This is a genomic window from Aureimonas sp. Leaf324 (assembly GCF_001423245.1).
Taxonomy (GTDB): Bacteria; Pseudomonadota; Alphaproteobacteria; order Rhizobiales; family Rhizobiaceae; genus Aureimonas.
Genome location: NZ_LMOH01000007.1, coordinates 82,392 through 107,541, shown reverse-complemented (window position 1 = coordinate 107,541; position 25,150 = coordinate 82,392). Strand labels below are relative to the sequence as shown.

Annotated in this window: 21 protein-coding genes and 1 pseudogene; 12 read left to right on the top strand and 10 right to left on the bottom strand. The window is 67.3% G+C overall.

The genetic code is table 11. The features are described 5' to 3' along the window. Positions 1-93: 93 nt before the first annotated feature. Positions 94-1,563 (bottom strand): protein adenylyltransferase SelO, encoded by a 1,470-nt coding sequence (locus ASF65_RS06490; RefSeq protein ID WP_055886850.1) that lies wholly within the window; start codon positions 1,561-1,563, stop codon positions 94-96. Positions 1,564-1,741: 178 nt separating this feature from the next. Here ASF65_RS06490 and ASF65_RS06485 point away from each other — a divergent pair, with 178 nt between their 5' ends. The 3 genes from ASF65_RS06485 (at position 1,742) to ASF65_RS06475 (ending at position 5,200) form a co-directional block, all read left to right on the top strand. After that, positions 1,742-2,641, top strand: a complete 900-nt coding sequence (locus ASF65_RS06485) for an ROK family protein (protein WP_055886846.1) — start codon at positions 1,742-1,744, stop codon at positions 2,639-2,641. A gap of 46 nt (positions 2,642-2,687) precedes the next feature. Then, on the top strand, positions 2,688-3,479 hold the full coding sequence (locus ASF65_RS06480; protein ID WP_244486576.1) for an inositol monophosphatase: 792 nt from the start codon (positions 2,688-2,690) through the stop codon (positions 3,477-3,479). Positions 3,480-3,565: 86 nt separating this feature from the next. Beyond that, a complete protein-coding gene (locus ASF65_RS06475; protein WP_055886844.1) occupies positions 3,566-5,200 on the top strand; it encodes a GMC family oxidoreductase N-terminal domain-containing protein in 1,635 nt (544 codons plus the stop codon). A gap of 18 nt (positions 5,201-5,218) precedes the next feature. On the opposite strand, the gene fba is transcribed toward ASF65_RS06475, so the two are convergent. From fba to tkt, 3 genes are all read right to left on the bottom strand, one after another. After that, positions 5,219-6,286, bottom strand: a complete 1,068-nt coding sequence (fba, locus tag ASF65_RS06470; RefSeq protein ID WP_055886840.1) for a class II fructose-bisphosphate aldolase — start codon at positions 6,284-6,286, stop codon at positions 5,219-5,221. A gap of 19 nt (positions 6,287-6,305) precedes the next feature. Further along, positions 6,306-7,070 carry a triose-phosphate isomerase gene (locus ASF65_RS06465; protein WP_055886839.1) on the bottom strand — a complete coding sequence of 255 codons (765 nt, stop codon included), beginning with the start codon at positions 7,068-7,070 and terminating at the stop codon, positions 6,306-6,308. 92 nt (positions 7,071-7,162) lie between these two features. Beyond that, the gene (gene tkt, locus ASF65_RS06460) at positions 7,163-9,166 is read right to left on the bottom strand and encodes a transketolase (RefSeq protein WP_280137616.1); all 2,004 of its coding nucleotides are present in this window, start codon (positions 9,164-9,166) and stop codon (positions 7,163-7,165) included. A gap of 219 nt (positions 9,167-9,385) precedes the next feature. On the opposite strand from tkt, the gene ASF65_RS06455 reads away from it, so the two are divergent. After that, complete coding sequence (locus ASF65_RS06455; RefSeq protein ID WP_055886833.1) at positions 9,386-10,357, top strand: sugar-binding transcriptional regulator; 972 nt, start codon at positions 9,386-9,388, stop codon at positions 10,355-10,357. 106 nt (positions 10,358-10,463) lie between these two features. Continuing rightward, positions 10,464-10,925 (top strand): RpiB/LacA/LacB family sugar-phosphate isomerase, encoded by a 462-nt coding sequence (locus ASF65_RS06450; protein ID WP_055886828.1) that lies wholly within the window; start codon positions 10,464-10,466, stop codon positions 10,923-10,925. 181 nt (positions 10,926-11,106) lie between these two features. Here ASF65_RS06450 and ASF65_RS21910 read toward each other — a convergent pair. Both ASF65_RS21910 and ASF65_RS21905 read right to left on the bottom strand, forming a co-directional pair. After that, positions 11,107-11,601: outer membrane beta-barrel protein (locus tag ASF65_RS21910; protein ID WP_244486581.1), on the bottom strand; the 495-nt coding region annotated here is incomplete at its 3' end. A 37-nt stretch (positions 11,602-11,638) separates the two neighbouring features. Then, positions 11,639-12,019 (bottom strand): annotated as a pseudogene (locus tag ASF65_RS21905) (porin family protein); the annotation flags it as partial. Positions 12,020-12,502: 483 nt separating this feature from the next. Here ASF65_RS21905 and ASF65_RS06445 point away from each other — a divergent pair. The 5 genes from ASF65_RS06445 (at position 12,503) to ASF65_RS06425 (ending at position 18,334) form a co-directional block, all read left to right on the top strand. Then, positions 12,503-13,945, top strand: a complete 1,443-nt coding sequence (locus ASF65_RS06445) for a UbiA family prenyltransferase (RefSeq protein ID WP_055886825.1) — start codon at positions 12,503-12,505, stop codon at positions 13,943-13,945. After that, a complete protein-coding gene (locus ASF65_RS06440; protein WP_055886823.1) occupies positions 13,938-15,287 on the top strand; it encodes an FAD-binding oxidoreductase in 1,350 nt (449 codons plus the stop codon). Before ASF65_RS06445 ends, ASF65_RS06440 begins: the two co-directional genes overlap by 8 nt. A 186-nt stretch (positions 15,288-15,473) precedes the next feature. Beyond that, positions 15,474-15,857, top strand: a complete 384-nt coding sequence (locus tag ASF65_RS06435; protein WP_055886973.1) for an EamA family transporter — start codon at positions 15,474-15,476, stop codon at positions 15,855-15,857. Continuing rightward, positions 15,854-16,867, top strand: coding sequence for an NAD(P)-dependent oxidoreductase (locus tag ASF65_RS06430; RefSeq protein WP_055886821.1), 1,014 nt, complete (start codon positions 15,854-15,856; stop codon positions 16,865-16,867). Before ASF65_RS06435 ends, ASF65_RS06430 begins: the two co-directional genes overlap by 4 nt. A 12-nt stretch (positions 16,868-16,879) precedes the next feature. Next, a complete protein-coding gene (locus tag ASF65_RS06425) occupies positions 16,880-18,334 on the top strand; it encodes an aminotransferase class III-fold pyridoxal phosphate-dependent enzyme (RefSeq protein ID WP_055886817.1) in 1,455 nt (484 codons plus the stop codon). 66 nt (positions 18,335-18,400) lie between these two features. On the opposite strand, the gene ASF65_RS06420 is transcribed toward ASF65_RS06425, so the two are convergent. Beyond that, positions 18,401-20,149: a hypothetical protein gene (locus ASF65_RS06420; RefSeq protein ID WP_082505221.1), complete on the bottom strand. Its 1,749-nt coding sequence runs from the start codon at positions 20,147-20,149 to the stop codon at positions 18,401-18,403. A gap of 145 nt (positions 20,150-20,294) precedes the next feature. On the opposite strand from ASF65_RS06420, the gene ASF65_RS06415 reads away from it, so the two are divergent. Beyond that, complete coding sequence (locus tag ASF65_RS06415) at positions 20,295-21,107, top strand: DUF1194 domain-containing protein (protein WP_055886812.1); 813 nt, start codon at positions 20,295-20,297, stop codon at positions 21,105-21,107. Between the two features lie 6 nt (positions 21,108-21,113). On the opposite strand, the gene ASF65_RS06410 is transcribed toward ASF65_RS06415, so the two are convergent. Next, positions 21,114-22,073 carry a YbhN family protein gene (locus tag ASF65_RS06410; protein WP_055886809.1) on the bottom strand — a complete coding sequence of 320 codons (960 nt, stop codon included), beginning with the start codon at positions 22,071-22,073 and terminating at the stop codon, positions 21,114-21,116. 257 nt (positions 22,074-22,330) lie between these two features. Here ASF65_RS06410 and ASF65_RS21775 point away from each other — a divergent pair, with 257 nt between their 5' ends. Continuing rightward, the gene (locus ASF65_RS21775) at positions 22,331-22,477 is read left to right on the top strand and encodes a hypothetical protein (RefSeq protein ID WP_200940005.1); all 147 of its coding nucleotides are present in this window, start codon (positions 22,331-22,333) and stop codon (positions 22,475-22,477) included. 208 nt (positions 22,478-22,685) lie between these two features. Here ASF65_RS21775 and ASF65_RS06405 read toward each other — a convergent pair whose 3' ends face one another. Next, entirely contained in the window at positions 22,686-23,015 is a 330-nt protein-coding gene (locus tag ASF65_RS06405; RefSeq protein WP_055886806.1) for a hypothetical protein, read from the bottom strand. A 130-nt stretch (positions 23,016-23,145) separates the two neighbouring features. Continuing rightward, positions 23,146-25,146 (bottom strand): bifunctional diguanylate cyclase/phosphodiesterase, encoded by a 2,001-nt coding sequence (locus ASF65_RS06400; RefSeq protein WP_082505220.1) that lies wholly within the window; start codon positions 25,144-25,146, stop codon positions 23,146-23,148. Positions 25,147-25,150: the final 4 nt, after the last annotated feature.

Genomic DNA, 25,150 nt, shown 5'->3' with positions numbered 1-25,150 from the left:
GGGTCGGCTTGCGTCGGCCCGCTCACATCCGCCGGCTGCGGCCTTACCAGGTATGGCGCCCGCCTTCGCCGGAATGGTCGCTGATCGGCCCTATTACGTGCCGCAGAAGGTGCGGTAGGGCGCCGCCGGACCCGGATCGGCCCACCGCGACGCCTCCGGCTGGTCGTCGTATGGGCGCATCAGCACGGCGAGGAACGCCTCGAACGGCGCGAAATCCTCGTTCTGAACCGCGGCCGCAATCACCTCCTCGACGCGCTGATTGCGCGGGACGAAGGCCGGATTGGCAGCGCGGATCGTCGCGGCCACGGCCTGCGTGTCGAGGTGCTTCTCCAAGATCCGCTCGCGCCACGCGCCGACCCAGGCCGTGAACGCTGCGGGTTCGCGGAAACCCGCCCCCACGTTTTCTCCGTTCGCGCCTGCCGCGAGCGACGCCAGTCCGCGGAATGTCGCGGTGAAGTCGGCTTCGCCCGCCTTCATGATCGTCAGAAGGTCGTCCGCCAACGCCGAATCGCGTTCGTCGCCGCCCGGAAGGCCGATCTTTGCGAGCAGCCCCTCGCGGTAGGTCGTATTGAACGTCTCGGCGTAGATCGACAGCGCACCGGTCGCCTGTTCCATCGCCTCGGCTTCCACGTCGGACAGGAGCGGCAGCAGGCACTCGGCGAGGCGCGCGACGTTCCATTGCCCGATCGCCGGCTGGTTGCCGTAGGCGTAGCGGCCGCCGCGATCGATCGAGCTGAAGACCGTGGCCGGATCGTATCGGTCGAGAAACGCGCAGGGACCGTAGTCGATGGTCTCGCCCGACACGGCCATGTTGTCCGTGTTCATGACGCCATGAACGAAGCCGAGAAGCATCCAGCGCGCGATCAGGGCGCCCTGCCGACGCGCGACGCCCTCGAGAAACAGGCGATAGCGGTCGGGCGCCCCGAGCGCGTCCGGTTGGTGGCGGGCGATCGCGTGATCGGCGAGGGCGCGCAGGTTGTCGTCCTCGCCGCGCGCGGCGAAATACTGGAACGTGCCGACGCGGATATGGCTGGCGGCGACGCGCGTGAGGACGGCGCCGGGCAGTTCGGTTTCGCGATAGACGCTCTCGCCGGTCGTCACGATCGCCAGCGAACGGGTCGTCGGGACGCCGAGCGCATGCATCGCCTCGCTGACGAGATATTCGCGCAGCACCGGCCCCAGCGCCGCCAGCCCGTCTCCCTGCCGCGAATAGGGCGTGATGCCCGAGCCCTTCAACTGCAGGTCGCGCCGGCGTCCGAAGCGGTCGACGACTTCGCCGAGGAGAAGGGCCCGTCCGTCGCCGAGGCGCGGCACGAACTGGCCGAACTGGTGCCCGGCGTAGACGAGGGCGATCGGCTCCGCCCCCGCCGCGGCGCGAGCACCGGCGAGGACGGCGGCGCCCTCCTCGGTTTCGAGCGATGTCGGGTCGATCCCAAGGTCGTCGGCCAGCGCGTGGTTGACCTTCACGGTGCGGGGGGCGGCCAAAGCCTTCGGTGCGATTGGAGCATGGAACGCTTTGGGCAGGCGCGCATAGCTGTTGTCGAACGGAATGGCGATGCCCATCGCTTCTGGCCCCCGAGTTCAAGATTGCTCTTCGCAGATGGGACCGCGCCGGCGATCTTTCCACCGCGCTGGTGCGGTCGCAGGCAAGCTTCCGCTGGCATCTGGTATCATGAGCATTTATGACGTTCGTTGCGCGGGGATGGGCGCGGACGGGTGATCCTGCGGGAGGGGTGTGGCGATGCTGATCGGGATCGACTGGGGTGGCACCAAGATCGAGGGCGTGGCGCTGTCGCCGGACGGCCAAGAGCTCGCGCGCATCCGCGAGGACACGCCGCGCCACGACTACGACGGCTGCATCGCGATGATACGCGGCATCATCGACCGTCTGGAGGCGACCACGGGTCAATGGGGCTCGGTCGGCATCGGCATTCCCGGTTCGCTGGAGCCGAAGTCGCGTCTGGGGAAGGGCGCGAGTTCCACCTGGCTCCTCAATCGCCCTGTCGAGGCCGATCTTCACGCGCGCCTCGGCCGCCCGCTCCGCGTCGAGAACGACGCGGACTGCCTCGCCGCCTCCGAGGCGGTGGATGGAGCCGGCGCCGGCTACAATGTGGTCTTTGCGGTCATCCTCGGCAGCGGCGCGGGCGCCGGTATCGCAGTCGGCGGCCGGGCCCATCACGGTCCCAACAATTCGGCCGGCGAGTGGGGACACAATCCCCTGCCGATGCCGCACGCGTCGGAACTTCCCGGCCAGCCCTGCTACTGCGGCAAGCACGGATGCCTCGAGACCTGGGTCTCCGGCCGCGCCTTCGAGGCGGAGTATGCCCGCCACACCGGCACGGAGCTGAAGGCGCGCGAGGTGATGGAGAAGGTGCGGGCCGGCGATCGGCTGGCAGGCCTCATCTGGGACCGCTACTGCGACCGGACGGCGCGCGGTCTCTCGGTGGTCGTCAACACGCTGGATCCCGACGTCTTCGTCATGGGCGGCGGCATGTCGAACATTCCGGAGCTTTACGACGAACTGCCGGGTCGTATCGCGAAGTATACGTTCTCGACCGTCTTCCACACGCCGATCGTCCCGTCCCGCCATGGCGATTCCAGCGGCGTGCGCGGTGCCGCCTGGCTGTGGAAGGACGGCTGACGACGGCACGCTCCTCGCATCTTATCCGATTCCCGAAAGGCCTATCATGCAGTCCAGCGAACTCGACCGCCGCTTCGACCTTGCCCTCGCGCTGATCCGCGAGGCCGGAGCGCTGGCCCTCGACTATTTCGCCCGTGTCGAGACCCTGACGATCGCGTCCAAGGGCCTCCAGGACGTCGTCAGCGAGGCCGACGTCGCCGTCGAGAAGCTGATCCGAGGCCGGCTGGCCGAGAGCTTCCCGGACGATGCCTTCTTCGGCGAAGAGAGTGGGCGCAGCGAATTCGCGCCGGGCCAGGGCATCTGGGTGGTCGATCCGATCGACGGCACGCAGCCCTTCGTCTGCGGCATGTCGAGCTGGTGCATCTCGATCGCCTTCGTCGAGGGCGGCATCAACCGCTTCGGGCTGGTCTTTGCACCCGTGCGCGACGAGCTCTTCGCCGGCGGCGCCGGGCGGGGCGCGACGCTGAACGGCAAGCCGATCCGTGTCCGCACCGCTGCCAGCGTGCGTGAGGGGCTGGTTGCGACGGGATACTCGACCCGCCGCCCGCCGTCGGATCTCCTGCCGGTCTTCCAGCGCCTGCTCGAAGCCGGCGGCATGTTCTATCGCGACGGATCGGGGGCACTGTCGCTCGCCTATGTCGCGGCGGGCCGGCTGATCGGCTACGTCGAGTCCCATATCAACGCCTACGACTGCCTCGGCGCGATGGCGGTGATCGAGGGGGCGGGCGGACAGGTCAGCGATTTCCTGTCCGGCGACAGCCTGTTCTCCGGCAATGCGCTGGTGGCCGCCTCGCCGGAACTCTTCCCGTCCCTGAGCGATCTCGCCCGCTACGACTGAGCTTGCTTCGGCGCCGCAACTCGGCAACCTTCGGGGGGCGAGGCGGCGCACGCAACGACATCGCCCGATCGAGGAAGCGAACTGCGATGAGTGCCTACGACTACGTCATCGCCGGAGGCGGAACGGCGGCCTGCGTCGCCGCCATGCGGCTCGTGAAGGAGCACGGGGCCCGCGTCCTGATCCTGGAGCGCGGGCCGGCCAAGACCGCACGGTTGATGCGCATGCCGGCCGGGTACATGAAGTATCTCGCCCGCGACGACTTCCTCGAGATGCATCGGACCGCCGCCCAGCCGCGCCTCGGCGGGCGGGCGCCGATCGTGCCGCAGGCGAAGGCGCTCGGCGGCGGCAGCGCGGTCAACGCCATGGTCTACATGCGCGGCCAGCGCGAGGATTACGACGGCTGGGACGCCCATCTCGGCGGCGGTTCCGGCTGGGCCTACGAGGACCTGCTGCCGCATTTTCGCGCGCTCGAGCGCAACACCAAGTTCAACGACCGCTATCACGGGATCGATGGGGGGCTCCTCGTCTCCGATCCCGGCGCGCTCTGCGACACGACGCAGGACTATCTCCTGACGGCGCAGGGAATGGGCATTCCGCTGAACCCGGACTTCAATGGTGCACGGCAAGCCGGCGTCGGGGTGATGCAGCACACGATGGGCCTGCGGAATGGGCGGATGGAGCGCTGCGACGCCGTCACTGCCTTCATCGCCGACCTCCTGAACGACCGTCGCCTGACGATCGTCACGGGGGCGCAGGTGGACCGCGTCCTGTTCGAGGGAGGGCGCGCGGTCGGCCTGTCCTACCGCGTGGGCGGACAGGCGAAGACCGTCAACGCGACGCGCGAGGTGCTCCTTGCTGCGGGCACCTACAACACGGCCAAACTGATGATGCTGTCGGGCCTCGGGCCCGCCGATCATCTGCGTGAGCACGGGATCGACGTCCGCGCCGACTTGCCGGGCCTCGGCTCCAGCCTGCAGGACCACCACGAGGTTCCGGTCATCGCGACGACCAAGGGGCCGAGCGGCTATTTCGGTCAGGACAAAGGCTGGCCTATGGTCCGCAACGGCCTGCAATACATGCTCTTCGCCTCCGGTCCGGTGACGACGACGGGCATCGAGTCCTGCCTGTTCTATGACCCGGACGGGGGTGAGCGGCCGACGATCCAGCTCTATTGCGCGCCGATCGTCTATCTCGACCGCGACGTGTCGAGCGCCAAGCCCAGCCACGGCGTCACCCTGACGTCCTGTCTCCTGCGTCCCAAGGCGCGCGGCACCGTGCGGCTGCGCTCGGGCGATCCCGACGCGATGCCGCTGGTCGATTCGAACTTCTTCGGCGATCCCGACGACCTGCGCCTCACGGTCGCCTCGCTGCGCTTTGCGCGCGAGGTGCTGGCGTCGCGCCCGCTGTCGGACAGGATCCGGGACGAACTCCTTCCTGGCCGTGACGTGACGGACGACGCCGGCCTCGAGGCGTTCTGCGGCAAGACGGTGAAGACGAACTATCATCCGGTCGGCTCGGCGCCGATGGGCCCGGACGACGATCCGATGGCCGTGCTCGACGCGTCCTTGCGCGTGCGCGGCGTCGAGGGCCTGCGCGTGATCGACTGCTCGGCGATGCCGATGATCCCCTCCGGCAACACCAACGCGCCGGTGATGGCGCTGGCGAGCCGAGCGGTGGACCTGATCGCGGGGGTCTCGCAGGAAAGGGGCGCGGCGGCCTGACCGCCGCGTCCGGCTCCGTCAGGCGGCGTTCGAGACCTTGAGGCTGCCGTTCTTGTAGCGCTTGGCCATGTCGGCGAGGTCGATCGGCTTGATGCCGCCGGCATGACCGGCGGTGCCGAATTCCTCGAAGCGCTGGGCTGCGAGCTTGGTGATCGCGGCCATGCCGGGGCCGAGATACTTGCGCGGGTCGAACTCTTCCGGGTTCTCCGCGAAGACCTTGCGGATCGCGCCGGTCAGCGCGAGGCGGCAGTCGGTGTCGATGTTGATCTTGCGCACGCCGTGGCGGATTCCGCGCTGGATCTCCTCGACCGGCACGCCCCAGGTCGGCTTGATCTGGCCGCCGTACTTGTTGACGATTTCCTGCAGGTCTTCCGGCACCGAGGACGAACCGTGCATGACGAGATGCGTGTTCGGCAGCTTCTGGTGGATCGCCTCGATGACGTTCATCGCCAGGACGTCGCCGTCCGGCTTGCGCGAGAACTTGTAGGCGCCGTGCGAGGTGCCCATGGCCACCGCCAGTGCGTCGACATGGGTGTCCTCGACGAAGCGGGCGGCCTCCTCGGGGTCCGTCAGCAGCTGGTCGTGGTCGAGCGTGCCCTCGAAGCCGTGGCCGTCCTCCTGCTCGCCGCCGCCGGTCTCAAGGCTGCCGAGAACGCCGATCTCGCCCTCCACCGAAGCGCCGCACCAGTGCGCCATGTCGGACACCCGGCGGGTGATCGCGGCGTTATAGGCGTAGTCGGCGAGCGACTTGCCGTCTTCCTTCAGCGAGCCGTCCATCATCACCGAGGTGAAGCCGTGCTGGATGGCGGTGATGCAGGTGGCTTCGTTGTTGCCGTGGTCGAGATGCATGCAGATCGGGATGTCCGGGTGCATCTCGGACAGGCCTTCGATCAGCCGGGCGAGGATGAGGTCGTTGGCGTAGGCGCGCGCGCCGCGGCTCGCCTGCAGGATCACCGGCGAGTCCGTCTTGGCGGCCGCCGCCAGGATCGCGAGGCCCTGTTCCATGTTGTTGATATTGAAGGCGGGCACGCCGTAGCTGTGCTCGGCGGCATGGTCGAGAAGCTGGCGAAGCGTGATCAGGGCCAAGGGGTTTCTCCGGGCGGGGTCAGGACAGGGACGAGACGACGTCGGACACGATGGAGAGATAGCCCTCCGCATTCCAGGCGGAACGGCCGATGAAGAGGCCGTCGATATGCTCTTGATTGGCCAGCTCGACGCAGTTGCCGGGATTGACGCTGCCGCCGTAGAGGACGGGCAAGGCGAAGCCCAGTTTCTCGCGGGTCAGCTCCTTGATGCGGGCATGCTGTTCGTTCGCGAAGCTCGGTTCGGCCGGCGTCCCGCCTTCGCCGATCGACCAAACCGGTTCATAGGCGATGATGACCTTGGCGGGCTCGCTCCACTCGACGCGCGAGATCAGCGCCTCGGTCTGGCGACGCAGCGCCTCGGCCGTGCGGCCGGCGTCGTATTCCTCGCGCGTGTCGCCAATGCAGACGAGGGCGACGAGCCCGTGGCGCACGGCGGCCTCCGTCTTCAGCGCGACGGTCTCGTCGGTCTCGCCGAAATGTTCGCGCCGTTCGGAATGGCCGATCTCGACGAGGCGGCCGCCGCAGTCCTTGACCTGAACCGGGGACACTTCGCCGGTCCAGGCGCCGGCGTCCTTCCAGTGCGCGTTCTGTGCGCCAACGATGATGTCGGTCTTGTCGAGCGACTGGGAGACGCGATGAAGGACGGTGAAGGGCGGGATCACGAAAAGCTGGGCGCGATCGTCGCTCGCCCACGAGGATTTCGCGACGGTCTCGCAGAAGGCGTCGGCCTCCGCGATCGTCTTGTTCATCTTCCAGCTGGTGCCGATCCAGGGACGCTTGGTCATGCGGGTCGCCTTTCCTCCCGTAAGCGACTGAAGAAACGATCGGGGCCGGTCGATGGTGCTCGGCCGGCCCCGTTCGGGTGTATTCGCAGCCGTCAGGCGCCGGCCTTGGCGCGGGCCTTCTCGGCGACCTTCTCGGGCGTCAGCCCGAAATGCTTGTAGAGATCGCCGCCGGGCGCCGAGGCGCCGAAGCCGGGCAGGCCGACGACGTCGTCCTCGTCCTCGACGAAGCGCGTCCAGCCGAACGGCGAAGCGGCCTCGACCGCGATGCGCGGCGCCGAGCCCAGCACCTCGTCGCGATAGGATTTCGGCTGCTTGGTGAAGAGCTCCCAGCAGGGGAGGGACACCACCGCCGCGCGAACGCCGCTCTCGGTGAGCAGCTTCTGCGCCGCCACCGCGATCTCGACTTCGGAGCCAGTGGCGAGGATCGTCACCTGGCGCGCGCCGCCCTCGGCTTCGACCAGAACGTAGCCGCCCTTGGCCGACAGGTTCTCGCCCACCGTGCCGGTGCGCAGCGCCTTGAGGTTCTGGCGCGACAGGACGAGCGTCGTCGGCGACTTGGTGTTGACGAGCGCGGCTTCCCAGCACTCCGCCGTCTCGACGCCATCGGCCGGGCGCATGACCAGCATGTTCGGCATGGCGCGCAGCGAGGCGAGGTGCTCGATCGGCTGGTGCGTCGGGCCATCTTCGCCCTGGCCGATCGAGTCGTGCGTCATGACGTAGACGACAGGCTGGTGCATCAGCGCCGACAGGCGCATCGCGGGCCGCGCGTAGTCGGAGAAGCACAGGAACGTGCCGCCGAAGGGCGTGAAGCCGCCGTGCAGCGACAGGCCGTTCATGACGGCGGCCATGCCGTGCTCGCGCACGCCATAGTAGATGTAGTTTCCGGACGCATCCTGCACTGTCACCGGCTTCATCGCGCCAGCCTTGGTGAGGTTCGAGCCCGTGAGGTCGGCCGAGCCGCCGATGAGCTTGGTGGACTTCGCGACCAGCGCCTCGATCACCGTCTGGCTGGCCTTGCGGGTGGCGACCGACGCTGTGTCGGAGGCGAACTTCGCCTTCACGTCGGCGAGGATCGCGGCGGCGTCGCCGTCGAAGCCGTCCGCCATGATGGCCTTCCAGGCGTCGGCATGGGCGGAAGCGGCGAGGCGCTTCTCCCAGGCATCGGCTTCCGCCGCGCCGCGCGTCCCGACGGCCTTCCAGAAGTCGGTGACGACGTCGGGCAGGACGAAGGGCTCGTGCGCCCATTCGAAATGCTCGCGGGCGAACGCGATGCCCTCGGCGCCGATCGGCGAGCCGTGAACGCCCGACGTGCCGGCCTTCTTGCCCGCGCCGTAGCCGATCGTGGTGCGACAGGCGATCAGCGTCGGCTTGTCGGAGCGGCGCGCCGCGTCGATCGCGGCGGCCACCGCCTCCGGGTCATGGCCGTCGACCGCGGCGCTCGCCCAGCCCGACGCCTCGACGCGCTTGGCGAGATCGTCCGATGTGGTGATGTCGGTCGCGCCGTCGATGGTGATGCGATTGTCGTCCCACAGGACGATGAGCTTGTTCAGCTTCAGGTGGCCGGCGAGCGAGATCGCCTCCTGGCTGACGCCCTCCATGAAGCAGCCGTCGCCGGCGATCGTGTAGGTGTAGTGCGAGACGAGGTCCTCGCCGAAGCGCTCGCGCAGGATCTTCTCGCCGAGCGCCATGCCGACGGCCGTGGCGAGACCCTGGCCGAGCGGGCCGGTCGTGGTCTCGATGCCGGCGCCCTCGCCGAACTCGGGGTGACCGGCGGCCTTCGAGCCGAGCTGACGGAAGCGCTTCAGCTCGTCGATCGTGAAGTCCTCGTAGCCCGTGAGGTGCAGCAGGCTGTAGAGCAGCATCGAGCCGTGGCCGGCCGACAGCACGAAGCGGTCGCGGTCCGGCCAGTGCGGGCGCTTGGCGTCGAACTTCAGGAACTGGCTGAACAGGACGGTCGCCGCGTCCGACATGCCGAGCGGCATGCCCGGATGGCCGGAATTGGCCTTCTCCACCGCGTCCATCGACAGGAAGCGGATGCCGCTCGCCATGGCGCGGATCTGCTTGGCATCCAGGCTGGGGGCTTGTGTCGTGTCCACTTGTGTCGTCTCCCTCGATCTTGGTCGCGGCGCTTCCGCACGGTTCGGGCGGAGCGACCGGAGGTGCCGGATTCGCCCCATGCTGCGCCAGCAGAAACACGCCCCGCCGCTTGAATCAATCACCGCGACATGAAAAACGTTCATATGAACGCATGTCTGGCATATGAACAGGCATGGGATTTCGTTGCCCAACATGAAGCCTGATCTGCGGAAGCGAACATGGACGCCTTAGCACCCGCCGATGTCGATGCCATGATGCAGGTCGCCCGCCGCTACTACGAGGGGCAGGCCACGCAGGCCGAGATCGCCGCCGAACTCGGGCTGTCTCGCATGAAAGTGAACCGCCTGCTGCGCCAGGCGCGCGAGGCGGGAATCGTCGACGTACGGATCCGCGTCCACCGCGCGGTGGAGGCCGACCTCGAACGGCGATTCAGGGAGCGTTTCGGCGTCAAGACGGCGCTGATCGCGGTGGACCGGCGGGAGTCGGACGCGCAGCGCGCCGAGGTGGCGCTGCTGGTGGCGGATTATCTGGAGCGCGAGCTTTTCGAGGGTGCGGTCGTCGCCGTCGGCATGGGCCGCAACATCGCGGCCGTCGCCGAGACGCGCGGTCGCCCGTTCCTGGAACATGCGACCTTCGTCTCCGCCACGGGCGGCGCGCATCAGGCCGGCGAGCCGTCGAATGCCGACCACATCTGCCGCAAGCTCGCGCGCCGCTTCGGCGGGGTGCCGGAAACGCTCTATGCGCCGGCCTATGTGCCCGACGCCACGCTGCGCGCCGGATTGATGGCGAACCCGACCGTGAAGCAGACGCTGGATCTCGGGCGAAGCGCCGCCTTCGCGCTGGTCGGCATCGGCGACCTCGGCGAGGAAAGCCACATGGCGCGGATGGGCTGGTTTCGCCGGGAAGAACTCCTCAGCGCCCGTGCCGCCGGGATCGTCGGCGATCTCATGGGCTACGACTTCTACGACATCGACGGGCGCGAGCGGAACGAGATCCTCGGCGGCCGTGTCGTCGGCCTGCGCCTCGCCGACATCCGAGCGATCCCGACGACGATCGCGGTGGCCGCCGAGCCGACCAAGGCCATGCCGATCCTGGCGGCGCTGCGGACCGGAGCGATCGATGTCATCGCCACCTCGCTCGCCAACGCGCATGGCATTCTCGCGCTCGATCAGGCGACCAAGGGTGGCTGAGATATCTTGATCGTTTGAACAAGGCTACGATATTATGAACGGGAGGGCGCCCCGGCGTCGTCGGTCCGGATCCGCGGACCCGCTCCTCAACCATCAGGTGAGACCCATGAAGATCATTCTCGGCGGCGACAGCGCCGGCCAGCCCCTCGTCCAGGCCATCAAGGACCACCTCGCCGGCCGCTCCGGCCTGACGGTCGTCGACGCCAGCCAGGCGCCGGACGGCGCTTCGGAGAAGTATGCGACGACCTCCGAGCGCATCGCGCGGTCGGTGGTGGAGGGCGAGTACGACCGCGCGATCCTGTGCTGCGGCACCGGCATCGGCGTCAACATCTCGGCCAACAAGGTGCCCGGCATCCGAGCCGCGCTGACGCACGACACCTATTCCGCCGAGCGCGCCGCCAAGAGCAACAACGCGCAGGTGATTACGATGGGCGCCCGCGTGATCGGCCCCGAGCTCGCCAAGGCGATCGTCGACAAGTACCTGGAATCCGAGTTCGATCCGGCCGGCTCGTCGGCCGCCAATGTCGACGCGATCGACGCGCTCGACCGGAAGTACAACGCGTCCTGAACATTCCCGACGACGTCATGAAAAGGCCCGCCGCGTCCTTCGACGCGGCGGGCTTTTTCGTTTCGGAACGCTCGATCAGTTGAAGCGGTAGGACAGCTTCGCCGTGATCGTGTGGAAGTCGAAGTCGCCGCTCGAGCGGAAGTCGGTGAACTGGCCCGGGATGACCGCCGCGCCCGAACCNGAAGCGGTAGGACAGCTTCGCCGTGATCGTGTGGAAGTCGAAGTCGCCGCTCGAGCGGAAGTCGGTGAACTGGCCCGGGATGACCGCCGCGCCCGAACCATCGAACGGGCCGCCGTTCAGGATGGTCGAGGAACCGCCGTCGCCGAGGTTGGTGTAGAGGTACTCGGCGCCGAACGAGATGTTCTGCGTGACCTTCACTTCCATGCCGCCGCCGACCGAATAGCCCCAGTCGTCCTCGTCCGAGTTGATGACGGCCGGGAACGCGGCCGTGACGGCCGGGCTGTTGGTCGAGAAGCCGTAGTCGATCTCGCCGTAGGCGACACCGCCCGTGGCGTAGAGAAGCGCCATGTCGGTGACGAGGTAGCCCGCGCGCAGGCGGCCGGTCGCGAGGTAGTCGAGGCTGCGCTCGGCGGTGTAGAAGGCCGGCGTATTGGAGAAGGCGCTGGAGCGCTGCGCGATGTCGAGGGCGTTGATGTCGACGAGGGCGCCGACCACGAAGCGGTCGACCTGGTAGTCGTAGCCGATGTGCGCNGGAGAAGGCGCTGGAGCGCTGCGCGATGTCGAGGGCGTTGATGTCGACGAGGGCGCCGACCACGAAGCGGTCGACCTGGTAGTCGTAGCCGATGTGCGCGCCGCCGATGAAGCTCGACTCGAACTCCGACGAGAAGTTGTTGCCGAAGGCGTTGGTCAGGAAGGCAGCGCCGGCGCCACCGAAGTTCGGGACGATAGCGAGGTTGTCGCCGTTGTCCGGGTTGAACGCGCCGCCGCCCTGGATGCCGAGATAGAGGCCGGTCCAGTTGGAGACCGGGGCCATCACCGCCATCGGCGCTGCCGGCTCTTCGTAGACGACGTCGGCGGCCAGAGCCGGGGAGGCGAGGGCGGCGGAGGCGAGCAGCAGGGCAAGGCGCTTCATGGTGATCTCCAGCGTGCCGTCCTCCGTCGGTGCGGGGCGGCCGTTCTTTTCGAAACGGGAAGGTCGGTGACGCTCCCCCTCGTGAGTGAACCAGATAATGTCACGCGAGATGACGCAAGGCGGGCTCCGGCACCCCATCCCGAGCTGTTGCCGGCGGGACACGCAGGCGCCGAAGTGAATGGCTCCCCTCAGGAGGGATTGGTAAGTATTATGAAGCCTTTAGCGAACGTTCTCGCATGGGCCGACGAAGTTTTCACCACTGTGTGATCGGATGACAGGCGTGCCCCTGCGGCTGGCGGAGGCGCGATCGGCGGCACCGCGATCACGCTGCCCTGCCGGAACGTGAAAATTGCGGAGGTTTCGAAGGCAGCCTCTTAAGCATGTTCGGCAGTTTACGCACGATTGTCCTTTGTTTTACCGTGGGGAAACCCCGCCGCGAAGATAGTCCACCGCAGCTGACAGAGCCTCGGTAAGGACATCGTCATGGACACCTACGTCACGCGAACGGGACGACCCTTGTTCGTCGACCTCGACGGAACGTTGATCCGTGGGGACCTTCTCTGGGAAAGCCTGTTTCACTTCGCACGCCAGCAGCCGCTCGGCTTCTGGCGCCTGTTCGGGTGGGCGTTCCAGGGCAAGGCGGTTCTCAAGGACGAACTGGCCGCGCGCACCGAGATCGACGCGGCGACGCTTCCCTACCGCGAGGAGGTAGTCGCCACGCTGCAGGCCGAGCGCGAGGCCGGCCGGCCGATCATTCTCGCCACCGCTTCCAACGAGCGCCTCGCCCATGCCGTGTCGGCCCATCTCGGCCTCTTCGACGAGGTGATGGCGAGCGACCGGGCGACCAACCTGTCCGCCGACCGCAAGCTCGAGCGCATCCGCGCGCGCTGCAACGGCCAGGCCTTCGACTATGTCGGCAATTCGCACGACGACGTCTGCCTGTTCGAGGCGGCCGAACGCGCGACCGTGGTCCAGCCCGACCGCTCGGCGCGCCGCTGGCACGGTGCGGCGAAGAGGCCCTCGCGCCTCATCGTCGACCCCGGCTCGCTGGCGCGCGGCATGGTGAAGGCCATGCGTCCGCACCAGTGGACGAAGAACGTCCTGGTGTTCGTGCCGATGGCGCTGAACCACGAGTTCCTCGACGTGCCGATGGCGCTGAAGGCGCTTCTGGCGTTCGTCTGCTTCTCGCTCGCGGCTTCCTCGGTCTACATCCTGAACGATCTTCTGGATCTCGCCGCCGACCGTCGTCACAAGACCAAGCGCAAGCGCCCCTTCGCGAGCGGCCTCGTTCCGATCCCGGTCGGGCTGGCGCTGGCGGCGGGCCTGTTCCTGTCGTCCTTCGCGATCGCCGCCGTCCTGCCTTGGGAGTTCATGGCGACGCTCGCCTTCTACATGGTCGCGACCACGGCCTATTCCTTCGCGCTGAAGCGCATGCTCCTGATCGACGTCCTGACGCTCGCCGGGCTCTACACGACCCGCATCATCGCCGGCGCCATGGCGATCGACTCCAACGAGTCCTTCTGGCTCCTCGCCTTCTCGATCTTCTTTTTCCTGTCGCTGGCGCTGGTGAAGCGCTTCGTCGAGATCATGGATTTCGGCGGCGGCGCGAACCGTTCCTCGACCGGCCGCGGCTATGTCGACGTCGACCTCGACACGGTCGGCCAAGCGGGCATGGCATCCGGCTTTGCGGCGGTGATGGTTCTCGCGCTCTACATCGACAGCGCCGAGGTGCGCGAGCTTTACACGCATCCCTACCTTCTCTGGCCGCTCTGCCCGCTGGTCCTCTACATCATCGTGCGCATTTGGGTGCTCGCTCGCCGCAATCACATGCACGAGGATCCGGTCGTCTTCATCATGCACGACTGGCGCTCGCAGATCATGATGGTGCTCGGCGCCTGCATGTTCCTGGTGGCGGCCTATGCCTGAGCTCTACGAGAACTGGGGGCGGATGCCGCCCCCGCCGGAGGGGCGACGGTCGGTCCAGGCGCCGCAGGCTGACGTCTTCCCCGCAGTTTGGGATGCGGCCGGACTCCTGCCGCGCGGCAACGGTCGCTCCTACGGCGACACGTGCCTCAACGAAGCGGGCGTCCTCGTCGACATGCGCGGGCGCAACCGCATCCTCTCGCTCGACCTTCAGGACGGGGTGATCGAAGCGGAGGCCGGTGTCCTCCTTCACCACATCACTGAGCGGATCGCCCCGCACGGCTGGTTCCTGCCGGTCACGCCCGGCACCCAGTTCGTCACGCTCGGCGGGGCTCTGGCCAACGACGTCCACGGCAAGAACCATCACCGCCGCGGCACCTTCGGGGCCTGGGTCGAATCCTTCACGCTGACGCGCTCCGACCTCGGCACGCTCGTCTGCTCGCGCTCGCAGAACGCCGACATCTTCGCCGCCACGATCGGCGGGATGGGCCTGACCGGAATCGTCACGCGGATCCGCCTGCGGCTTCTCGCCGTGCCGTCCCTGACGATCCGCGAGACGACGCACCGCCTGTCCTGCCTCGACGACTACTTCGCGCGGGCCGCGGAGGCCGACGAGCGGCATGAATACGCCGTCGCCTGGATCGACCAGCTGGCGCGCGGGGCCCGTTTCGGCCGCGGCCACCTGATCTGCGGCGACCACGCCGGCAAGGGCGATCACACGGGCCGGGCCCGGCGCCCGCTGTTCTCGGTGCCGTTCACGCCGCCGGTCAGCCCTTTGCGGGGGCTCGCGCTGAAGGCCTTCAACGAGCTGAACTTCCGCAAGCTCCGCCGGGCGGAGGTCACGCGCAACGTGCCCTTCGACGGCTTCTTCTATCCGCTCGACCGTATCGGCGGATGGAACCGCCTCTACGGACCGCAGGGTCTCCACCAGCACCAGAGCGTGGTGCCGGAGGAGATGGGTCGGCAGGCCGCGCGGGCGCTGATGGAGTGTGCCGTCGCCCATGGGCAGGGCTCGTTCCTCACCGTGCTCAAACGCTTCGGCGACCTACCGAGCCCGGGGCTCCTGAGCTTCCCGCGGCGCGGCTACACGCTGACGCTGGACTTCCCCAACCGCGGTCCCTCGACGCTCGCCCTGATGGATGAGCTCGACCGGATCACGATCGAGGCCGGCGGTGCGGTGAACCCCTACAAGGACGCCCGCATGGCGCCGGAGGTTTTCGCCGCCTCCTTCCCGCGCTGGCGCCGGCTGGAGGCGATGCGCGACCCTGCGATCGTCTCGGACTTCTGGCGCCGCACGGCGCTGCGGCTCGACGCGGGACGCCAGCGCTACGGTGCGGCCGCGTAGGCAAGGATTGATTGACGCTGGCGGGGGAAATGCGGGTTCACAACCGCGCGAGCCCGCCCCGTCTTTACCCCATGGCATACCGGCTCCGGCAAGGATCCGGCCCGACACCCAACAGCCGGGAGGCGAGGCGTGAGCCGCTACATCCCCTTCATTCTCTTCACCGTGTTCACCAATGCGGCCGCGCAGATGCTCCTGAAATACGGGATGATGCAGCTCGGCCCTCTGAGCTTCGCCGGTGTCAACCCGATCCTCAAGATCCTCTCGATCGTCTTCAGCCCCTTCGTCTTCCTGGGGCTCCTGACCTTCGTGATTTCGATGGCCTCGCACCTCTACGTGCTGTCGAAGGTCGAGCTGACCTACGCCTATCCCTTCCTCAGCCTCGCCTATGTCGTCGTCGCCTTCGCGGCCTGGTTCCTCTTCGGCGAGGAACTGAACGCGGCCCGCATCGGCGGCATCGCCCTCATCTGCGCCGGCACGATCCTCATCGCCCGCACGGGCAGCACGATCGCCGACGACGTCCCGGTGACCATCACCGCCAAGACCCATTCCACCGAAGGAGCCATTCGATGAAGCACGTGATCTTCGGCGGCGACGGTTTCGTCGGCCGCCATCTCGCCCAGCGCCTCGCCTCGGACGGCGAAGAGGTCGTGGTCGCCGACATTGCCAAGGCCGACCTGCCGCACTACGCCCGCGCCACGCATCTCAACGTCGACGTCACCGATGCGGCCGCCGTGAACCGGGTGCCGATCACGCCGGACGACATGGTCTACAACCTGTCGGCCAAGATGCTGTCGCCGCTGCAGGTGCGCGCCAAGCGCCGCGAGTTCTTCTACCCCGTCAACTACGACGGTACGAAGCACATCATCGAGGCGATGGACCGGGCGGGCGCGGGCCGGCTCGTCCATTTCACCACCGACATGATCTACGGTCACACGGTGACGACGCCGATGACCGAGGACCATCCGGTCGCGCCGCTCGGCGAGTACGGCCAGTCCAAGCTCGATACCGAGGTTCTGGCGGCCGACTGGCGCCGCCGTGGCATGAACATCTCGCTGTTCCGCCCGCGCCTCATCATCGGGCCGGGGCGTCTCGGGATCCTCGAGAAGCTGTTCAAGCTGATCGACGCCAACCTTCCGGTGCCGATGATCGGCTCGGGTCGCAACCCGTATCAGTTCATCTCGGTCTTCGACTGCGCCGAGGCGGCGCGTCTCGCCTGGAAGGCGGGGGTGCCGAACGAGGCCTACAATCTCGGCTCGCTCAACCCGCCGCCGGTGAAGAAGCTTCTCGGCGACCTCGTGCGCCATGCCGGCTCGAAGTCCATCCTGATCCCGACGCCGGGCTTTGCGGTCAAGCGCACGCTCGACTTCCTCGATTGGCTGAACATGCCCTTGATGGACCCCGAGCAGTACCTCATCGCCGACGAGGAGTGCGTGCTCGACGTCTCGAAGGGCAAGCGCGACCTCGGCTGGGTGCCGCAGTATCGCGACGAGGACATGCTGATCGCCGCCTATACCGAGTACCGCGCGAAGAAGGAGGGCCGCTCGGCCGCCCGCTCCGCCTATCCCCATCCGGCCGAGTGAGGAGCCCGCGCCATGCTTGATCGTCCGACGACCACCGCCCCCGCGCTCGACGACGCCCCGCGCCTCGGGCCGCCCAAGCCCGACATGCTGACCCTCGACCAGGCGAAGGCCATGGACGTCGGCACCATGGCCGACGTGTTCAAGGAGCACATCAACCCCGGCCAGTTCCACTTCATGAAGCTGCTCGGCTTCCACAAGGTGAAGGTCGAGCGCGCCGAGGGCATGTTCTACATCGACCAGAACGGCCGGAAGATCCTCGACTTCTTCGGCGGTTTCGGCTCGCTCGCCTTCGGCCACAACCACCCGCGGATCGTGGGCGCGCGCAAGCAGTTCCAGGACGAGAAGCGCCACGAGATCGCCATCGCCTTCCTCTCGCAGTACGCGGCGGCGCTGGCCAAGAACGTCGCGGCCTGCTCGCCCGGCGACCTCGACATGGTGTTCCTCGGCTCGTCCGGCTCGGAAGCCATGGAAGCGGCGATCAAGGTCGCCGAGCGCGCGTCGGGTCGCAAGAACTGCAAGATCGTCCACGCCGAGAACTCGTTCCACGGCAAGACCAAGGGCGTCCTCTCGATCACCGATTCGCCGCTCTACAAGGGCGAGTTCAAGCTGGTCGAGAACACCTATCGCGTGCCCTTCGGCGATCTCGCGGCGCTGACCGCCGTCGTGCGCTCGGACCCGGACGTCGGCGTCGTCGTGCTGGAGACGGTGCAGGGCGGCGGCGGCATCGTCGAGGCGCCGACGGAATACTGGCAGGGCGTTCGCGCGCTGTGCGACCAGCACAAGGTCATCTGGGTCGCCGACGAGGTGCAGTGTGGCTACGGTCGCACCGGGCGCTTCTACGCCTTCGAGCATCACGGCGTCGTGCCGGACGTGACCGCGCTCGCCAAGAGCTTCGGCGGCGGCAAGGCGGCGATGGCGGCGATGATCGCCAAACGCGACGTCTACATGAAGGCCTACGGCACGCCGAAGACGGCGATGATCCACGCCCATGCCACGTTCGGCGGCATCGGCGAGGGCTGCGCCACCTCGATCGAGGCGCTGAACACGCTCTACGACGAGGATCTGATCGGCAACGCCGAGGTGGTCGGTGCGTACCTGAAGGAACGCCTTCAGGCGATCCAGCAGAAGTACCCGTCGATCATCAAGGACGTGCGGGGCAGGGGGCTGATGGTCGGCCTCGAGTTCCACGACTTCTCGCAGACGCTGCCCTTCGCGCTGCGTCCGGTGGTGGCGCTCCTCGACGACAAGCTCAAGGGCTCGCTGTCGGGTTTCATCGGCGCGCTGCTCCTGAAGGACTACGACTGCCTCGTCGCCTTCACCGAGTACAACCGCAACGTCATCCGCTTGGAGCCGCCGCTGATCTGCTCCCACGAGAACGTCGACCAGTTCTGCGACGCGCTCGACGAGCTTCTCGGCCGCGGCATCGTCTCGATCGTCAAGGACTTCGTGAAGACGCAGATGGGCTGAGCCTGGGCGCAGCTCCGACATGAAGAAAGGCCGGGTCGCTCGACCCGGCCTTTTTCGTTCGAGCCTTTAGCGGGCGGGAAGCAGTCCCGGCCGGATATAGGCCATCCAGCACCGCGAGAGCGGCACGGCGACGTGGTCGCGCAGGCCTTCCGCGTAGATCTTCTGGATCGTCTGGTTCGCCACGGTCACCGGGCAGAGCGGCAGGAGCGCGAGGTCCGTGTTGCGGACGGCCTCGATCGTCCGGGCGTTCGGCGGCGGCACGGCGCGGAACGGATCGGCGCCGATCGCGATGAGCGGCGTGCCCTGACGCCCCAATGCGTAGGGGAAGGGGTTCACGAAGTTGAGGTTCATGATCGTCTCGAACCGCACCCCATGCGCCGTCTCGTAGGCGCGGATCGCATCCACCGCCTCGTTCGCCGCCATCAGCCAGGCTGCCTGGAAATCGAGCTCGGAATAGAGGCTGAAGATCGGCAGCTGCCCGTCGGCGGCGAGCGCCTCGTAGGTCCGGGGATAGGCGACGTAGTTGTCGATCATATGCGCCGCCCGGTCGATCACCTCCGGCCGCTGCGTCACGCTGTCGAGCGCCTTGAGGTTCTGCGCTGGCACCTTCACGTACATCAGCTGCCCCACGACGGCCCGGGCGGACCGATGGAGAACGTTGACGAGCGGGGGCATCGCGACGGCGGCGACGAGGACGAGAATGACTGCCGTCGCGCGCTGGGAATGGCGCGAGGCGTCGCAGGCGATGCGCACCAGCACCGGCCAGATAAAGATGAAGGCCTGGCCACCGGTGTTCTGCGTCTCGAAGAAGAGGCCTGCAAGGAGCGCCATGCCGAGCCAGACGACGTTCCGGTCGAGAAGTGCGATCCAGGGCGCCGTACGCAACGGATGGCGCACGGCGGCGCCAAGCGCCGAGGCGATCGGCCGGCGGTCGAGGAACAGGAGGGCGGCGACGAGGAGGCAGCCCGAGGCGAAGATGCCGAAATGGATCGAGGCCGCCTGGATGAAGCGACTGGCGAGGACGCCCTCGTTCATGCCGACCAGCGAGGCGATATCGCCGAGATAGGCGCTGACGACGCCGGTCGTCAGCTCCAGCCCCGCCAGAACCGCGGCGAAGGCAGTCAGCGCACCGACCGCCGTCGACAGACGCACCCGCCCGGCCGCAAACGCGAAGGCGCACAGGCCGCCCGCCGCGATGAAGCCGGTGATCTTCGACAGGAACAGCGCCGCGCAGATCCAGGCGATGACGAACAGGAGCACGCGCTGCCGGCGCTCGAACACGAGCGCGACCATCAGCACGTAGAGAAGCTGCGTGCCGTGGCGGTTGTAGATGCCGAAGCCGTCGACGCCGGGATAGGAGGAGAACTGCTCGAGATTGGTCGGCAGCAGCTGAAACACGAGGAACGGCAACAGCAGCGCCAAAGCCAGCGTTCGCGAGCTTCGGTCGATGCGCACGAGAACGGGAAGGAGACCGGCGAGCGTCATCGGCAGCAGCATCCACTGCGCCAGCAGGAGCGGCTGCGGCTTGGCGAAGACCTCGAGCCCCGCCGCAAACAGCCAGTAACCGAGCGGGCCGACCGGCGCGAAGAAGTCCACCGAAGGCGTCTGGCCGTTGAGGACCCGCCAGCCGCCGTCGACGAACACGACGACGTCCCAGTACATCGCGCCGATCGGCAGCGAGATCGGCAGGGCGAGGAGCGCGAACGCGAACAGGAGGGTCGCAAGACCGATCGCCATCGGCGACAGGGCGGCGGCAAGCGGCGACACGCGCGGCAGGCCATGGACGCCGGCACGGGTTTCGAGGGGAAGGGACATGGACACGTTCCAGCGGTTGCGCGGCGTCCCCAATCTTGCAAACCGAGCTTAAGCCGCCATTAAGCAGCGTCGCGCTTTGCCACCTCTGGTCGCAGTGCCGCGATCGGGACTTGCATCCGAATCGGAATGGGCGGACGCTCGGCCCATGCTGAAGCTCGTCGCCCTTGCGATCTGCGGATCGCTCCTGAGCTCGATCCCCGCCGTAGCCGCGGGCGAGGAGCCGGTCGACGTCGAGCTGGTGATCGCGGTCGACGTGTCGTGGTCGATGGACTACGGCGAGCTCGACATTCAGCGCAACGGCTATGTGGCCGCCTTCCGCTCGCCGGAACTGCAGCAGGCGATCACCGACGGCATGCATGGTCGCGTGGCGGTCACCTATGTGGAGTGGGCCGGCGACACCTCGCAGCAGGTGGTCCTGCCTTGGACGCTGATCGACGGCAAGGATGCGGCCGAAGCCTTCGCCTATCGTCTCTCCGAGGCGCGGCCCGATCGGATGCGACGCACGTCGATCTCCTCGGCGATCGATTTCGCGGCCGGGCTGTTCGACCGCAACGGGTTCGAGGGCATGCGCCGCGTCATCGACGTGTCGGGCGACGGTCCCAACAACCAGGGCCGTCCCGTGACCGACGCGCGGGATGCCGCCGTCGCGCGCGGCATCACCATCAACGGCCTGCCGCTGATGACGCAAGGCGACGATCTCAGGGGCGGCTGGGGTTCGATCCGAAATCTCGACCGCTACTACAGCGACTGCGTCGTCGGAGGGCCGGGCTCCTTCGTGATCCCCGTGAATGACTGGGAGCAGTTCCCCCAGGCGGTGCGCCGCAAGCTCGTACTGGAACTCGCCGGGCTCTGGCCGATCCCGGCGAAGCCCCGCGCCGTCGTTCCGATTGCCGCCGATGGTCCGCCCGCCAATTGCCTCGTCGGCGAGGCGCAGTGGCAGGAGCGCTGGCAGCGCTGAGCGCGGTCAGGTCCGCGGAGCGGTGACGCCGGCCGCCGACCGGCGACGCTGTCGCATGACGCTCTGCTCGAAGCTCAGCACCATCACGATGGCCACCGCGAACGGGATCAGGAGATAGAGGATCCGGAACACGAACAGCGCGGCGAGGACGTCGGTCTCCGGCACGTCGGACAGGCCGGTCAGGAACGTGACCTCCAGAACGCCGAGCCCGCCCGGCGCGTGCGACACGAGCGCCAGCGAAAACGACACGACGAAGATCGCAAGCACGATGACGAAGCCCGGATTGGTCTCGGGCGGCAGCGCGAAATAGATGATGCCGGCGGCAGCCACGATCTCGAGCGGCGCCGCGATCAGCTGGCGCAGGACGACGTCGCGCCGCGGATACTGAAGCAGGAACCCGCCGATCTTGCGGGGCGGGAAGCCGCGGAAGCTCCCGAACACATAGAGCCCGACGAGAACCAGGATGAGGATTGCCAGGCCGACCGGCACCCATGGATCGACGTCGACATAGCGGCGGATCATGGTCGGGTCGGCAAGCTGCGTCACCGCCGTGAGGACGAGGATGCCGAGCGCAAAGGTGAACGAGCAGAACGCGATGAGGAGCGCGATCTCCGATGGCGTCAAGCCGCGCGAGCTGTAGGCGCGGTATCGCACCACCGCCCCGGAGAACACCGACGCTCCGATGTTGTGCGAAAGGGCGTACGTCGTGAAGGACGTCGCCGCTACGAATGGCAGCGAGACCTTCCGCCCGAGATGCCGGAGAGCCAGCCGGTCGTAGTAGGCCAGCACCGCATAGGCGAGAAGCGCGCAGACGATCGAAAGCGCCCATTGGTGGACGCTGACGTTCTGGAAGCTGACCCAGATGTCGTCGAGCGACAGGCCTCGCACTTCCTTGTAGAGGATCCAGCAGGAGAGGACCACGGCCGCGAGACCCACGATGGGCCAGATGGCGTCCTTCCACTTCATGCCTGTTCCTTCCCTCGCCGAATGGCTCCCCGGACCGTGCCGTCGAGCGAGCCGTCCCACAGACATAAGCCTCACGCCCTGGCGAGGAAAGCGATACGCCTTCAACTGTCGGACAGGTCGCGCGACGGAATGGCGCGCGCGGCGACCGCAACGGCAGATTTGATGTCCAAGTCGCGGCAAATTATGTCGAGACGTCGGGAACCGAATGTCGCCGTTGCCGTTACTTCGCCGCAATCGGGACCCTCAGGAGTTTGGTCATGATCCGTCGCATTTCCGCCGTCGCTGCAACGCTCGCCGCCGTCATGGTGGTCTCGGGTTGCGCTAATACCGTGCGCGGCGTGGGCCGTGACGTCGGCAACACGGTCGATGCGACCGGCGCCGCTGTGAAGGACGTGGCGCGCTGACCAGCGCGGCCGCCGACGGCGAGGAATACGGAAAGGCCGGCTTGCCGGCCTTTTTCGCGTGAGCATATCGTTCACGACAGCGCGTTAGTCGATTGGTAAGCATAAGGAGCGATCCTCAGTCCGTCGCCGTGCTGGCGCGCTCCGGATCAGGTCTCGCGTCCCGGAGCCAGCGCGGAGACAGTCGCCGCGCCCTCCCTAGCTCCCGCGTTCAGGCCGTCGTCAGCGCCCGAACGATGTCGTCGTGACGATAGGGCTTTGCGATCTTCGGGATGCGGTTGAAGCGGCTCGGCACGTCCGAGAGGCTGCCCGACACGAAGCAGAACGGCACCTTGAGCTCTTCGAGCGTCCGCGCGATCGACGCGGAGTTGTCTCCACCGAGATCGAAATCGAGAAGGGCGAAGTCGACACCCTCACGAATGTGCTGCAGACCGTCGTGGAGGCTGCTCGCCCAGACGCAGTCGGCCTGCAGCGTCTCGACCACGATATCCTCGAGGTCCATCGCAATCAGCGGCTCGTCTTCCAGGATCAGTACGCGCATCGAAGAAGCCCTCGTTTCCTGGAGAACGACCTGCTCCGCACAAGGTTCGCCTTAACAGGAAATAAATTTTCCGAGACTTATTGACTTCTCGTTTACCATTCTACTCGTCGGCGACGCGCGTTGGGAACGGTCAGGCGTTCGAGGCAAGAGGCAGGGAAGCCGTGGCTTCGAGTTCCAGCAACGGAGACCGATCCACGCGATGCGACAGTCGCGTCAGCAGTTCGGCCGCCACGCGCTCCGCCGCGACAGGCTTTCCAAACAGGTAGCCCTGCAGCTGATCGCAGCCGATCTCCATCAGCATCTTCGCCTGCGCCGCGGTCTCGATCCCTTCCGTGACGACCTTCAGCTTCATGTGGTGACCGAGATTGACGATGGTCCCGATGATATGCCGGATGTTCGGCTCGCCCTGCTCGAAAGCGATCATGAAGGACTGGTCGATCTTCAGCTTGTCGAACGGGAAACGCCAGAGATAGCCGAGCGACGAGTAGCCGGTGCCGAAGTCGTCCATGGCGATCGACACGCCGAGCGTCTTCAACTGCTGGAGTTGCTTGAGGATCGCGTCCGAGCGATCGAGGAGCAGGCTTTCGACGACCTCGATCTCGAGCCGATGACCCGCGATCCCGGCCGCCTTCAGGGCGCCGCGCACGATCGACACGAGATCCCCGTCGCGGAACTGGACGGCCGAGAGGTTGACCGAGATGAACAGCTCTTCCGGCCACAGCGCGATCTGGCGCGTCGCCTCGCGCAGCACCCAGTCACCGATCGCCTTGATGTGTCCTCGCGCCTCGGCGATCGGGATGAACACCGACGGCGGGATATAGCCGCCCTGACCGTCGGGCAGGCGGATCAGGCTTTCGAAGCCGAGGATCGTCTGGTCGCTGGCCCGCACGATCGGCTGATAGAACAGCTCGAACTGCTCGTGCTCCAGCGCCTCGCGCATGCGGCGCTCGATCATGCGCCGCCGCGTCGCCTCCTCGTCCATGGAGGGCTCGAACAGAACGAAATCGCCTTGCTTCGAGCTCTTGTGAACGAGCACGGCAAGCTCGGCATTCTGGAACAGCTCGCCGATCGTGCGCCCGTGCTCGGGCACCAGCGCGACGCCCATGCAGAGCTGCGGCGTCAACTCGACGCCCTCGATGGTCACGGGGGTCTCGATCTCCTGGCGGATGCGGCGGGCGAGGGCTTCGACGTCGTTGAGCCCCCTGAGGTTCCGCTGGACGATCATGAAGTCGTCGGCGCCGGTCCGGGCGACGAGGTCGTTGCGATCGATGATCCGCATGAGCCGGTCGGCGACCGTGCGCAGCAGTTCGTCGCCCCCCGCCTGATTGACCGTCTTGTTGATGTCGCCGAGGCCCTTGATGTCGACTGCCCAGACGGCGAGGCGCTCGCGCGTCGCGCGACAGGTCGCCAGAATGCGGCCCGCGTCCTCTTCGATCCGCTTCCGGTTCAGGAGCTTCGTCAGTGTGTCGTGGTTGGCGAGAAACTGGATGCGTTCGTCGGCCTGCTCGATGCGCCACTTGCGGCGCATGTAGATGAGGCTGGGAACGCCGGCGCCGGTGACGAGAGCCCCGATCAGCCCGGCCACCGCGAGCCCGACGGTCTTGGCGAGATTCTCCTCGACGCCCGTCATGTCGGGCGCGATCGACACGAAGCCTTGCCGGGTTCCCTCGCGTTCGACGGGCGAGATCACGAGGCTTTCGCCGGTTCCGGACCGGACGGCTTCGCTCCAGTCGCCGGGTCGCTCAACGGCGCTGGCCGCGAGCTTTTCGAGGCCGTTGATGCCGCCCGGGCGTTCGCGCAGCAGCCAGGCGTGGGCCTCGGACTTCAGGGCGAACTGCGGTTCGCCGGACAGATCGAAGACCGTGAAGTTGGTCAGACCGGAGGCAAGCGCCACCGCGCGGATTTCGCTCTCGAGCTCGGGATCGCGGGAGATGCCGGTGAGAAGGGCTTCCACCGCCCCGTTGGTCTCCTCGAGATACGTCACGAACCCCTGGACACGCTGCTGCGCCGTCGAGGCGAGCAGGCTCGAGACCGTTTCCTTGCTGATATAGACACCCGCGACCGAGACGGCCGCGAGCACTGCGCCCGCACCGATGGCCGTTGCCGAATACCGTTTCAGGAATGTGATCATCGCA

What these genes read in the sequence shown, in the direction of transcription:
- ASF65_RS06445 (WP_055886825.1), top strand. Translation starts at nt 12,503, where the DNA reads ATGGACACCTACGTCACGCGAACGGGACGACCCTTGTTCGTCGACCTC.
- ASF65_RS06440 (WP_055886823.1), top strand. Translation starts at nt 13,938, where the DNA reads ATGCCTGAGCTCTACGAGAACTGGGGGCGGATGCCGCCCCCGCCGGAG.
- ASF65_RS06480 (WP_244486576.1), top strand. Translation starts at nt 2,688, where the DNA reads ATGCAGTCCAGCGAACTCGACCGCCGCTTCGACCTTGCCCTCGCGCTG.
- ASF65_RS06405 (WP_055886806.1), bottom strand. Translation starts at nt 23,015, where the DNA reads ATGCGCGTACTGATCCTGGAAGACGAGCCGCTGATTGCGATGGACCTC.
- ASF65_RS06420 (WP_082505221.1), bottom strand. Translation starts at nt 20,149, where the DNA reads ATGTCCCTTCCCCTCGAAACCCGTGCCGGCGTCCATGGCCTGCCGCGC.
- ASF65_RS06455 (WP_055886833.1), top strand. Translation starts at nt 9,386, where the DNA reads ATGGACGCCTTAGCACCCGCCGATGTCGATGCCATGATGCAGGTCGCC.
- ASF65_RS06410 (WP_055886809.1), bottom strand. Translation starts at nt 22,073, where the DNA reads ATGAAGTGGAAGGACGCCATCTGGCCCATCGTGGGTCTCGCGGCCGTG.
- ASF65_RS06450 (WP_055886828.1), top strand. Translation starts at nt 10,464, where the DNA reads ATGAAGATCATTCTCGGCGGCGACAGCGCCGGCCAGCCCCTCGTCCAG.
- ASF65_RS06435 (WP_055886973.1), top strand. Translation starts at nt 15,474, where the DNA reads ATGCTCCTGAAATACGGGATGATGCAGCTCGGCCCTCTGAGCTTCGCC.
- ASF65_RS06425 (WP_055886817.1), top strand. Translation starts at nt 16,880, where the DNA reads ATGCTTGATCGTCCGACGACCACCGCCCCCGCGCTCGACGACGCCCCG.
- ASF65_RS06475 (WP_055886844.1), top strand. Translation starts at nt 3,566, where the DNA reads ATGAGTGCCTACGACTACGTCATCGCCGGAGGCGGAACGGCGGCCTGC.
- ASF65_RS06485 (WP_055886846.1), top strand. Translation starts at nt 1,742, where the DNA reads ATGCTGATCGGGATCGACTGGGGTGGCACCAAGATCGAGGGCGTGGCG.
- ASF65_RS06430 (WP_055886821.1), top strand. Translation starts at nt 15,854, where the DNA reads ATGAAGCACGTGATCTTCGGCGGCGACGGTTTCGTCGGCCGCCATCTC.
- ASF65_RS21775 (WP_200940005.1), top strand. Translation starts at nt 22,331, where the DNA reads ATGATCCGTCGCATTTCCGCCGTCGCTGCAACGCTCGCCGCCGTCATG.
- ASF65_RS06465 (WP_055886839.1), bottom strand. Translation starts at nt 7,070, where the DNA reads ATGACCAAGCGTCCCTGGATCGGCACCAGCTGGAAGATGAACAAGACG.
- ASF65_RS06415 (WP_055886812.1), top strand. Translation starts at nt 20,295, where the DNA reads ATGCTGAAGCTCGTCGCCCTTGCGATCTGCGGATCGCTCCTGAGCTCG.
- ASF65_RS06400 (WP_082505220.1), bottom strand. Translation starts at nt 25,146, where the DNA reads ATGATCACATTCCTGAAACGGTATTCGGCAACGGCCATCGGTGCGGGC.
- ASF65_RS06490 (WP_055886850.1), bottom strand. Translation starts at nt 1,563, where the DNA reads ATGGGCATCGCCATTCCGTTCGACAACAGCTATGCGCGCCTGCCCAAA.